At 57.6% G+C, this 11590-nt stretch carries 9 protein-coding genes and 1 tRNA gene; 4 read left to right on the top strand and 6 right to left on the bottom strand.

Annotated elements, in window-relative coordinates; translation table 11 throughout:
- Positions 1 to 41: 41 nt before the first annotated feature.
- The gene (locus L1A08_RS08195) at positions 42 to 1190 is read right to left on the bottom strand and encodes a lactonase family protein (RefSeq protein ID WP_238755844.1); all 1149 of its coding nucleotides are present in this window, start codon (positions 1188 to 1190) and stop codon (positions 42 to 44) included.
- Between the two features lie 325 nt (positions 1191 to 1515).
- Between L1A08_RS08195 and L1A08_RS08190 the strand changes: the two genes are divergently transcribed.
- Both L1A08_RS08190 and L1A08_RS08185 read left to right on the top strand, forming a co-directional pair.
- Positions 1516 to 3852 carry a DUF1592 domain-containing protein gene (locus L1A08_RS08190; protein ID WP_238755843.1) on the top strand — a complete coding sequence of 779 codons (2337 nt, stop codon included), beginning with the start codon at positions 1516 to 1518 and terminating at the stop codon, positions 3850 to 3852.
- A gap of 136 nt (positions 3853 to 3988) precedes the next feature.
- Positions 3989 to 5305 (top strand): DUF1552 domain-containing protein, encoded by a 1317-nt coding sequence (locus L1A08_RS08185; RefSeq protein WP_238755842.1) that lies wholly within the window; start codon positions 3989 to 3991, stop codon positions 5303 to 5305.
- A gap of 451 nt (positions 5306 to 5756) precedes the next feature.
- On the opposite strand, the gene L1A08_RS08180 is transcribed toward L1A08_RS08185, so the two are convergent.
- The gene (locus L1A08_RS08180) at positions 5757 to 6290 is read right to left on the bottom strand and encodes a hypothetical protein (protein ID WP_238755841.1); all 534 of its coding nucleotides are present in this window, start codon (positions 6288 to 6290) and stop codon (positions 5757 to 5759) included.
- 134 nt (positions 6291 to 6424) lie between these two features.
- On the opposite strand from L1A08_RS08180, the gene mazG reads away from it, so the two are divergent.
- Positions 6425 to 7339, top strand: coding sequence for a nucleoside triphosphate pyrophosphohydrolase (gene mazG / locus L1A08_RS08175; RefSeq protein WP_238755840.1), 915 nt, complete (start codon positions 6425 to 6427; stop codon positions 7337 to 7339).
- A 302-nt stretch (positions 7340 to 7641) separates the two neighbouring features.
- On the opposite strand, the gene L1A08_RS08170 is transcribed toward mazG, so the two are convergent.
- The 3 genes from L1A08_RS08170 to L1A08_RS08160 all read right to left on the bottom strand — a co-directional run bounded on the left by L1A08_RS08170 (position 7642) and on the right by L1A08_RS08160 (position 9926).
- Complete coding sequence (locus L1A08_RS08170) at positions 7642 to 8448, bottom strand: glycerophosphodiester phosphodiesterase (protein WP_238755839.1); 807 nt, start codon at positions 8446 to 8448, stop codon at positions 7642 to 7644.
- Between the two features lie 27 nt (positions 8449 to 8475).
- Positions 8476 to 8549: transfer RNA gene (locus L1A08_RS08165), tRNA-Ile, on the bottom strand.
- 72 nt (positions 8550 to 8621) lie between these two features.
- The gene (locus tag L1A08_RS08160) at positions 8622 to 9926 is read right to left on the bottom strand and encodes a PQQ-binding-like beta-propeller repeat protein (RefSeq protein WP_238755838.1); all 1305 of its coding nucleotides are present in this window, start codon (positions 9924 to 9926) and stop codon (positions 8622 to 8624) included.
- Positions 9927 to 10145: 219 nt separating this feature from the next.
- Here L1A08_RS08160 and L1A08_RS08155 point away from each other — a divergent pair, with 219 nt between their 5' ends.
- A complete protein-coding gene (locus tag L1A08_RS08155; protein WP_238755837.1) occupies positions 10146 to 10901 on the top strand; it encodes a 3-keto-disaccharide hydrolase in 756 nt (251 codons plus the stop codon).
- 301 nt (positions 10902 to 11202) lie between these two features.
- Here L1A08_RS08155 and L1A08_RS08150 read toward each other — a convergent pair whose 3' ends face one another.
- On the bottom strand, positions 11203 to 11565 hold the full coding sequence (locus tag L1A08_RS08150; RefSeq protein WP_238755836.1) for a hypothetical protein: 363 nt from the start codon (positions 11563 to 11565) through the stop codon (positions 11203 to 11205).
- Positions 11566 to 11590 lie beyond the last annotated feature (25 nt).

The raw sequence follows: 11590 nt of genomic DNA, 5'->3' as shown, positions 1-11590 counted from the left end.
CTCCGAGGAGATGGCGAAACCAGCAGACGGCAGTCTGAACTCTACCGCTCCGTGAAGCAGAGGCAAACCGGTGCGGGCACCGAGATCGATTGCCCCGAGTTCTCGAGCTGGCCGAATTCGGGGTCGATCCGGAAGACGACTATATTATTAGTCTTCTGATTGGCGGCGAGGAGCCAGTTTCCGCCCGGAACGATATTAAAATTGCGAGGAACCTCGCCACCTGTGGAAATATGCCCCTGCGATTCCAGTCTTCCAGTGCAGCCCACCACCTTGAACATGGCGATCGAATCGTGCCCCCGATTGGACGCGTAAATCGATTTGCCCGACGGATGAAGCAGGATCTCGGCAGTGCCGTTGGTTCCCTCGAACCCTTCCGGCAACGTGTTCATCGTCTGCAGTACCGCCAGCGACCCGGTTTCCCCGTTCCGTTCCAGCAGCGTGATCGTGGACGCCAGTTCGTTCAGGACATAGACGCCATCACCCTCGGTATTGATCACCAGATGCCGTGGCCCAGAGCCCGGTTCGAGGTCAACAGGCGGAGAACTCGCCGGCGTCAGCTCAGCCGATTTCGGATCGAACCGGTAGATCATCACCTTGTCGGTGCCGAGATCGGCCGCGTATACAAAGCGGTTATCGGCGGAGATCATGACCGAGTGCGCGTGCGGTGCTTCCTGGCGAGTTTCGTTGATGCTGCTCCCTTCGTGCTGCATCACACTGACCGCTTCGGACAGCGAGCCGTCGTCCTGAATCTTGAAACTGGCCACCGTGCCCGAGCTGTAGTTGGCCACAACCAGCGACGACCCGGTCGAATCGACCGCCAGATGGCAGGGCGAACCCCCTGCGGAATCCACCTGATTAAGAAGCGTGAGTGTGTCCGCGCCCGAATCGCAGGCGTAGGCGGCGACCGATCCGGTTTGCTTCCCCTCGAAGTCTCTCACTTCACTAACGGCGTAGAGCACCGGCTTTTTCGGGTGCATTCGCAGAAAGGAAGGATTGGGGAGAAAGACCGGATCTCCCGTATGCTTCAATTCGCCCGTGCCAGGATCGAAGTTGAGCGTGTAAATTCCCTGGCTTCCAGCCGTGGTGTAGGTGCCGACAAAAACCGTCACATCCTGCTGTCCGGTCTGTTCCTGTGCGTAGCCGATCGTTGCCACGCAGCACAGCCAGAGTCCGACTGAAAACCAACGCATTACCCAACTCCCCCGACCCGCTGACGCCACTGAAGGGCATGAGAAACAATCGCCGGCCCGCGAGTTGCAACTGGCGATTTTTTGAATGGATCTCAATTCTATAACGGCGCGAAGACAATCAACAGCGAAACCCGAAAAACTCGTCGAAATCCGATCACTATGGGTGGTTTCGCCCATGGAAACAGGGGACTTCACGCGGAATTCGTTTGCCTGTTCGCACCGAGACTCATATAATGATGGTTGGATCGGTACCGCCCCGGTGTCGGTCCACCCCTCCCTCATCGCTGCCTGCCTTCGCGTCCCCCGCGACCCATAGAGGACAAATATGGTTGATTTCCGGATTCACGCTCGATTTCGAACTCAGCCAGGAGTCTTTCCGCTCCTGTGTGTTGTGCTTTTCGTTTGCTCGAATGGTGTTGCAGCCGCCGACGATCCGCAGCTGGAGAAGGGGAAGGCAATCTACGCCAAACAGTGCGCCGATTGCCACGGGAATCAGGGTCAGGGCGTTCCGTCTGTTTACGCTGAACCGCTGATTGGCGATCTGGCTGTCAGTGAACTGGCCAACTACATCTCGGCGGCCATGCCGGAAGGCGAGCCGGAAGCCTGTGTCGCTGAAGACGCGGAAGCTGTCGCCGCTTATATCCATCAGGAGTTTTACTCCATCATTGCTCGCGTGCGGAATCAGCCGCCGACGGTCGATTTCTCGCGCCTGACCGTGCGGCAGTATCGCAACAGCGTTGCCGACCTGGTGGCGAGCTTTCAGTGGACCAATCAGTTCGGGAACGAGCAGGGGCTCGAAGGCCGCTATTACAAGTCCCGCAATCGTGGCAAGGACAACATCGCCATCGAGCGGATCGATCACGTGATCGACTTCGACTTCGGCGAAGCCGGCCCCGATCCGGAAAACATTAAGGACGAGCAGTACGTCATCAGTTGGTCTGGCTCGATCTTCGCGCCGAAGACCGGGTACTACGAATTCGTAGTCGACTCCGCGAACGGCGGCGAACTCTGGATCAACGGGGGTTCGGAACCGCTGATCGACTTCCGCGTGAAGTCCGGTGATCAGACCGAGTACCGGAAAGACATCTTCCTGATCGAGGGCCGCCCTTATTCACTGCGCCTCGATCTGAACAAAGCCAAGTCGGATAAGACAGTCGGCATCAAACTGAAATGGAAGCCTCCGCATGGGCCCGAAGAGTTAATTCCCCCCTATGCGCTGTCTAAGGCGACGTTCCCGGAATGGTTGATCGTTGAGACGAACTTCCCGCCGGACGACAAGAGTGTCGGCTACGAACGCGGCGTGCAGGTTTCGCCCGAATGGGACGACGCCACTACTGCTGCGGCTATCGAAGTCGCTGACAAGGTTCTTGCCCGCCTCGATTCCCTGATCAAAGTGAGGGAGTTCACCGAGGAAACGGAGCCGAAGCTGAAGCAGTTCTGTGTCGACTTCGCGAGCCGTGCATTTCGTCGCCCGCTGTCAGACGAAGTGAAGAAGCTCTATGTCGATCAGCAGTTCGAGGGGGCTCCCGATCTGGCTGCGGGTGTGAAACGCTCGCTGCTCCTCACGCTCAAGTCGCCGCGGTTTCTGTTCCCTTATGTCGGCAGCAGTGAGTTCGACGATTACGACTACGCCGCCTGGATGGCGCTGACTCTGTGGGATTCGATCCCGGATGCTTCGCTGCTGAAATCCGCCGCCCAGAAGAAGCTTGTCGATGGCAAGGATCTGCAATGGCAGGCCGAACGGATGGCTCAGGACATGCGAGCCCGGTCGAAGGTCCGGTCCTTCTTCCATCAGTGGCTCTACTTCGACCACTTCTCCGAAATGGACAAGGCCGACGAAGAACACGCCGAGTTCACGCCGGAGCTTGCGAACGATCTCAGGGCCTCGCTCGAACTCTACATCAACGACATCTTCTGGTCGGAAAGTTCGGACTTCCGCACACTGCTGCAGGCCGACACGATTTTCGTGAATCCGCGCATCGCGAAGTTCTACGGACTGGGCGAAGTGGATGGGCCGTTGTTCGAGAAGGCCTCGTTCGAACCGGATCAGCGATCAGGACTGCTGACACACCCCTACATGCTGGCCGGACTGGCTTATGAGAGTGCGACCTCGCCGATTCACCGCGGGGTGTTCCTGTCACGCAGTCTGCTGGGGCGATTCCTCAAGCCGCCCCCGATCGCCGTCACGCCGACGCCGCCGGATCTCGATCCGTCACTGACCACACGCGAACGGGTCGCCCATCAGACGGCTCCTGTTGCCTGCAAATCCTGCCACGGACTGATTAATCATCTCGGGTTCGTATTGGAGAATTTTGATGAGGTTGGCCGATACCGAACGAAGGAAGGGGCGAAATCGATCGACGCATCCGGTTCTTACGTCTCCCGGGACGGTGAAGAAGCGAAGTTTGTCGGTGCCGAAGAGCTCTCAAAATTCCTGGTGACCAGTGACGAGGCTCATCAGGCGTTCATCGAACAGATGTTTCAGTACCTGACCAAGCAGCCCATTCAGGCCTTCGGACCGGAAATGCTTGGCCAGTTGCATGAAGACTTCCAGAAGAACAACTTCAACATGCAGCGAATGCTGGTGCAGATTACCCTGAAATCGGCTCAGCAGCGTCGACAGGCCCGTCAGGATCAAATGGCGAAGTCTGCCGCGAAGTGAACAAAGGTGCCTTAGGGGCGGAGCTCCGTGCTGTGCCGGAACTCCAGCGCCTGTAGGGAATTCGGCTGTTCATCCATCAAAATCGCTGTATAATTGAATTGACCCACCTTACTCATCCTGCCTTAGGGATCTTGCCATGACATACAATCTGCAACGCCGTGATTTCGTCAAGCAACTTGGACTTGGCGCGCTTTCCCTGCCGTTTTTGTCGGGTCTGCCAAGTCTCGGATTTGCCGGGGCATCGGCGAAAAAGCAGCGTCTGGTGGTGATCTTCAGCCCGAATGGTGTGGTGCCGGATCAGTTCTGGCCGGAAGAAGAGGGCGAGAACTTCACTCTCAAGCCGATTCTGCAGCCGCTCGCTCCGTATAAAGACAAGATGCTGCTCCTGCACGGCGTGAGCGACAAGATTGGCGGAGACGGCGACAGCCACATGCGAGGGATCGGCTGCCTGCTGACCGGGACCGAACTGTTCCCCGGCAACATTCAGGGTGGTTCGCACACGCCAGCTGGCTGGGCGAGCGGTCTGTCGATCGATCAGGAGATCAAGAACGCACTGCAGAGCAATCCTGAAACCCGGACCCGGTTTGGCTCGCTCGAATTCGGTGTCGTGGTTCCAGAACGGGCCGATACCTGGACCCGGATGGTCTACGCCGGCGCCAATAAGCCGATTGCTCCGATTGATGATCCGTACAAGATGCTTTCCAAGCTCTATGGTCAGCTGAAAGATCGAGAGAGTCTGAAGAGCATTCTCGATCCCCTTCAGGCGGACCTGGCGAAGATTCGCTCGATGGTCAGCGTGGAAGATCGGCAATTGCTCGAAGAGCAGACAACGTTCGTTCGCGAGATGGAGAAGGAACTGAAGCAGGAGAATCCGGCTGCCGTCGGCCACGCCGTGCCTCAGCTTGAACTCGGCGTCCGCGACACCAACGAGAACATGCCCAAGATCAGCAAGATGCAGATCGAGCTGATGGTCAACAGCTTCAAGTCCGACTTCGCCCGTATCGCCTCGCTGCAGTACACGAACTCGGTTGGCCAGGCCAAGATGAGCTGGCTCGGTATCGACGAAGGACACCACTCCCTGTCGCACGAACCGGACAGCAATACCGACGCCATGGATAAGCTGACCAAAATCAATACCTGGTATGCCGAGCAGGTTGCTTACCTGTGTAAGAAGCTGGCCGAAACGCCGGAACCGGGTGACAACGGCAGCATGCTCGATCACACGATGGTCATCTGGACCAACGAACTCGGTAAGGGAAGTTCGCACACGCTGAACGACATCCCGTTCGTGATGATCGGTGGCGGTATGGGTTACAAGATGGGCCGCTCACTGAAGCTCGGCCGCGTCGCCCACAACCGCCTGCATCTGGCTCTGGCCCACAGCTTCGGCCACAACCTCAAGACGTTCGGTAACCCCGACTACTGCGGCGAAGGAGCCCTGTCGCTCAGCTAAGTCGAACAAGAACGAGAAAACAAAAAGCCCACTCCTTAACAGGAGTGGGCTTTTTTCGTCGGGTTCGCTCTGCGGACTCGGAATGGACGTGAACTTCGCGGTCGATTGTCAGGATTCACATCGCAGTCTCGTTCGAAGTAACAAGGAACGCCGACTCGGTCAGCGGTACGTAATCCGCGTCCGCACAGCGGACCCTACTGGAGTGGACTTTCTGCTGGGTGCCATGCTTGCATCGCGGAGCAGGGCAAGCATGCCAATCGACGCCGGGGTCAACTTCAACGAAGAAGGATTTTCTCGGGAGGGTCATTCTGGATGCAGAACAGCGAAGAGGACGTTTCCTTTCACTCGTTTCAACAAACGCGATCCAGCGGAATGCTAACCCTGCTGTGCAATGTGAGTATCGCCCGCTTCGGTGAAGGGGGCGAATCGACGTTTTGCTACCGGAGTGAACCTACTTGCTCTTCGAACCATCCCGGCTGCGGCGGTTGCCGGTGTTCTCGTCCTGCTGTTCAGGGAGCTTTTCGATTGTCCCCCACATATGACCGCCGTTCTCGCCGTGCTGCCATGTGCCGGCGTAGCGATCTTCGTGAAAGAGCACGCGGCAGGTGAACGTTCCCATTCCGGGAATGGTGAAATCGGTGAGAGAGACCATCGGCGTGTCTCCGGCCCATTCAACCGGGATCAGCAGCGGCACGGTGGCATCGACCTGTCCGTACTTGATGCGGGTCTGAAACATCCACGTCGATTCGTTGACCTTGTTGATCTTACGGATCTCGTAGCGTTCCGGCTTGTTGTTCCCGTCATTCGCTCCTTCAACCGAGAAGTAGCCGACAAGGGCAACATTGGAAAGCTGTTCGACGAAAGCCTGCTCGGCTTCCTGCCGGGACACCTTCGGGCCTTCTTTCCCGTCATCGGCGAAGCAGACGCCGGCGGCGGAGGGAGCGAACAAGCAGGCAGCGAGCAACAGTGCAGAGAACCTGAACACGATTAGACTCCTCGAATCTTCGGGGAAGTGGTGCGTTGAGATGCACGAGCAGACTTCAGTATAGTCGCGTCTGCTCCGCAAATCATCCTCCGCCCGATTTCACTGAAACCGGCGGAACTCATACGAGGAATCCTATGACGTCCCCATCCAATCGGTCCATGGGCCATCCGCCAGATCAGAGCCAGGTTCAACAGGAATTCTGGCAGCTCTGCCAGGTGATCGCCCATCTGCGTTCCCCCGAGGGCTGCCCCTGGGATCGTCAACAGACACTGGAAACCATCAAGCCGTTTACCCTCGAAGAAACCTACGAGCTGCTTGAAGCGATCGACTCCGGAGACGATGCGGCGATTGTCGAAGAACTCGGCGATGTGCTGCTGCAGGTCGTTCTGGATGCACAAATCGGAGCCGATGAAGACCGCTTCAATATCATCGATGTCGTTCGCGTCCTCCGAGAGAAAATGGTCCGGCGGCATCCCCATGTCTTTGGCGAGGAATCGGTCGACACCGCGGATCAGGTGAAGCAGACCTGGGACAAAATCAAGCAGGCGGAAGGCAAGCCGAAACGCGAATCGAAGCTCGACGGTCTTCCGCAGGACTTGCCCGCTCTAGCCGCGGCTGCACGACTGCAGGACAAAGCGGCCCGCGTCGGGTACGACTTCCCGCATCGCGATATGCTCTTCAGCAAACTGCAGGAAGAACTCGACGAACTGCGGGATGAACTTTACGAAGCCGAACCGTCGGAGACGATGGAGATCTCCATCGATGCCGAGCACACGCATGATGTTCCGATTGAAGACGAAGCCCGCCGCCAGCGAGCCGAGGAAGAGCTCGGCGATGTCCTGTTCGTGCTCGCGAACATCGCGCGTCGCTGGAAGTTAAATCCGGAAGAAGCTCTGCGGAAGACCAACGCGAAATTCAAACGCCGCTTCCGTGCCATCGAAACCGGCCTCGCCCGCAACGGGATGTCGATCGATAAGGCGACGCTCGTCGAGATGGAAGCCCAGTATCAGGCCGAGAAACAACGCGAGAAGCAGGAAAAGGGAGCGTAGTCCACTGTGGTGGAGAGTGCTTCACGTCCAATCCCAACGCGAAGCGTCAGCGAGGGCTCTTGAGCGAGACCCCGTCGAATTCCTCGTTCGCTGCCAATTCTCGCAGGTTTATGCAAGACGCTATCTTATGGGTGGCCCTGATAGCTCGGCTATCAGGGCGGCGCAGCCGTAGGAGAACGCTGCTGTCGCTCGCCTCAACTCGCGGGTTCTCGCTGATTGCGAGGGCGAGGTACGCTTCCCGGAGCAAGCCTCGTCAAAGCCCACTTCTCCGACGGCTGCGCCGCCGCCTGCTGGGGGATGACTTACTTCTGGATCGCCTCGCGGATGAACTCCGGGCGGTCGGTCGTGATGGAGTCGACGCCGATCTTGCTGAAGTACTTTGCGTCGGTCGGATCGTTGACGGTCCAGACGTGGTACTCGTACCCCGCGGTCTTGATCTGATCGACGAACTTCTGCGTCACCACGGCTCGTTCGGCTTTGGTGTCGACGCCGTCGCAGTTAAGGCGTTTCAGGGTCGTCAGAATGTCGTCCGCGGTCGGCGCCCAGGTCTGGTCGTCTTCCTTCTGTTTGAAGGACGTCAGCCAGAACGCCTTGATGTCCGGCATCGCCTTCTTGCATTGAGCGACAACGTCATCGTTGAAGCAGATGATCCGCAGGTTCTCGCGAGGCACAGGCGAGTTTTCCAGGACCTTCGTCAGCGGTTCGACGATCTCCGGCCCACTCTTAAGTTCGATCAGGAAGATCTTGTCCTGAGGCACGACCTTCAACACATCTTCGAGCAGCGAAATTCGTTCCCCGGCATAGCGGTCGGCTTTCCATCGTCCGACATCGAGATCTTTCAGCTGCTCGTAGGTCGACTCGGCTACCTTCAGTTCGCTGCCAGCCGTCCGCTTCGTGGTTTTATCGTGAATGCAGACGATCTTCTGATCAGCCGTGACGTAGAAGTCCCCCTCGATCGCATCGGCGTTCTGCTCCCAGGCCAGTTCGAACGCGGCCAGTGTATTCTCCGGTGCATCGAACGAAGCCCCGCGATGGGCGACGATCATCTGCGCAAAACTCGATGCGGGAACCAGGGAGAGAGTCAGCAGAGCAGTCGACAGAAATTTCATCAGGCAGGCCATTCAGGAGGAGGGAAGTGGGACCACTCGGACTTGAACCGAGAACCAACGGATTATGAGTCCGCTGCTCTAACCGATTGAGCTATGGTCCCTGAACATGCTTTCCGAAGAGCAGGGGTGATCGTACTTGTGAAGAATGAGAATCTCAACTCTCGCCGTTAAGCCTAACGGGCAGAGAGATCGACGCAGACAATTTCCTTGTCGTTGCGAATGAACGCGCACTTGTCTGCGTAGGCAGGGGCACTCCAAACGACATCGCGACCGAAGGCGAGGTTCGTCGGTTCGATGACTTTCATGGAATCGACTTCGTCGTATCCTTCGCGAGACAACCGGGCGATGATCAGTTCTCCCTGTTCGTTGAACAGAAAGAAACGGTCGTCATTTTTCACAATGAACGCCGTGCCCGAATTGACGGGGCGGGACATGTTCAAAGGCTCGGTCGACTGCCAGATGCGTTCGCCCGTCAGCAGATCGAGGCAGAGCATCTGGCCACTCTGGTCGAAGCCGATCAGCGTTTTGTCATCGGTTAGAAACGGTTGCACGTTGACGGGGCTCATCGCCAGACGTGGCTGGTCCCGCCAAACCGTTTTCGCGGTTGGCTCGTCTGTTCCAAGTTCGACAAGCAGGTTCTTGTTGTTGAAGCCGCCGACATACACGTAGTTGCCGGCGTGAACCGGAGTCATGATGATCGAGCCGTTGTTGGCCTGATAGGGAGTGGTCCAGTATTCCTTCCCGGTCGCGGGATCGAGTCCGGACAACCCTTCCGGATAAGCCACAACGAGTTGTCGCTTGCCGCCCGCCTGAATGATTCGCGGCGGAGCATATCCCTGTTCTTTCGAGGTCAGCGAACGCCAGACTTCGTTCCCCGTCTTCAGATCGAGAGCAACGACCAGGCTTCCCTGACCGCCGGCCAGCGTGATCAGCGTGTCGCCCTCGATAAGCGGATGAGCCGCGTAACCCCAGAGCGGAGTCTTTGTGGCATACTCGACCGGGAGATTCTTCGACCAGACAACGTCTCCCGAGTCCGCATTGAAGCAGATCAGATTGCCCTCGCCGCCGAGCGTGTAAACGTGGCCGTCATGAACATTGGGCGTACAACGCGGCCCTGCCGGATAGGACATTGTGTATTGCACGGGGTATTCGTGCTTCCAGTGCTCCCTGCCGGTCTTCTGGTCGAGACACATCACCCGTTCGATGCCGGTGAATAGCTCGCGTTCGAAATTGGCGACCTGGACATTGTCCTTCGTCACATAGTCGGTGACATACACGCGACCGTTCGCAATCGAAGGACCGGCATAACCACCGGCGATGGGGGTCTTCCAGACGTAGCGGGGTTCGTCGCCGAACTCTTCGACAATTCCCGATTCCCGCCAGACGTTATCTCGCTGCGGGCCCATCCATTGGGGCCAGTCCGCAGCGAATGTGGGGGACGAGGCGAGCAGAATGAGCAGCAATGTGGTCCATTTCATCGGGCAACTCCATCGGGTGGGCAATTCCAGGTGAGGCGGGCGGACAAAGCGCTGCCCGAAGTTTACCCGGCAGTCCGGCTCCACGGAACTCTACCGCTCACATCGCTTCGATCGCAGCCGGTGGAAATTGCCGGACATATCCGGCAGAATTGATGCGAACATTCCTCTGGCTGCCTTCGCAGTCCGGCTCTCATTGGAAACACTCTCCGAGGATGACTCATGAAATTCGTCATTGCGTTAAGCGTGTTGTGTCTGTCGCTGGGATCTGTCGCCGCCGCGGCTGAACAGAATGAACTCACGGCCAGGGAAAAACAGCAGGGCTTTCGACTGCTGTTCGATGGCGAGGATCTGGAAGGCTGGCAGCACTCCGGCAACTGGAAGGTCGAAGACGGTGTGATCACCCGCTCGGGCAAAGGGGGCAGTCTCGTTTATCAGAAGGAATCGATCCCCGATGATTTCGAGTTGCGATTCGAATGGAAGGTCGGCCCCAAGAGCAACTCCGGCGTCTATTATCGTCCGACGCAGTACGAGTATCAGATCCTCGACAACTCTCGACATGCCGACGGCGAGAACCCGCGGACCAGTGCCGCTTCGGTCTACTTCTGCATGGCCCCCTCCAAAGACGCGACCAAGCCGGTTGGCGAATGGAACACGGGACGGATTGTCTGCAAGGGAACCGTCATTCAACACTGGTTGAACGGCGAAAAGGTGATCGACTTCGACTACACTGATCCGCAGTGGGCCTGGAATGTCGAACTGCTCAAACGTCGCGGCGGCGATCTCACGGCTCGCGGTGCCAAGCTGTCGCTGCAGGATCACGGCGATCCGGTCTGGTACCGCAACATTCGCATGCGGGAAATCCCTGCTGACGAAGAGGTGAAAGCGGGCGACTTCACGCCGGCCGAGATTCCGGAAGACGTTCTCGAAAAGGAACGGAAGAAAATCGAGGCCATCGAAGCCCGCCGGAAGAAGTAAGGTCCGCAGTGCCGACATCGTCGGCAGGTGGCTGTGAGAACGGCGTGGAATTGCTGGAGTGTGGTTTGCAATCGGACGTTTCAAAACCAATTGGAGCACAGTGACCTCTTCAGCGACCGGGAGTCCATTCCGCGTCCGCACAGCGGACCCTACTGGAGTGGACTATGTCGGTGCCGGGTGCCATGCTTGCATCGCGAAGCAGGGCAAGCATGCGGGGTGGTCGTGAGGTGGATCGTCGAATGTGCAGGGATATGCCAGCGGTTCTCCCTGCCAGCACTGATTTGTCTCGATCACTTGAGTTTTAAATCTCCTCCGTCGATTTGCGATCGAGGTGAAAACTCTGGCCCACTTCGGTCGACATTCCGTTAACGACGCGCCGTTGTGAGAAGAATGCCCCGAAGATGGTCCGATCCGACGTGACAATATCGACTCCGATCTCGTCGTTTAAAAATGTGTAGATGACGACTGTCTCGGAGCATGAATGCCGCAACTGCTCCAGGAGTTCGTGAACACCATTGAGTGTCACTCCGGTTCGTTGCCGGAACATTTCTGATTTCAACGAGGTGATTTCCAGATATCTGTCTCGGCTCATGCTCAGTTTCGTGTAGCGAACGTCTTCGCAACTCAACAGAAGTCGCTCGACTTTGTCGGTTTCATGTCTCAAGGAATGATCCGCAGGAAGTTGTCCG

The organism is Rubinisphaera margarita (assembly GCF_022267515.1).
In the GTDB taxonomy this organism is placed as follows: Bacteria; Planctomycetota; Planctomycetia; order Planctomycetales; family Planctomycetaceae; genus Rubinisphaera; species Rubinisphaera margarita.
The sequence above is the reverse complement of the archived record's forward strand: the minus strand, read 5'-3'. Positions and strand labels throughout refer to the sequence as shown.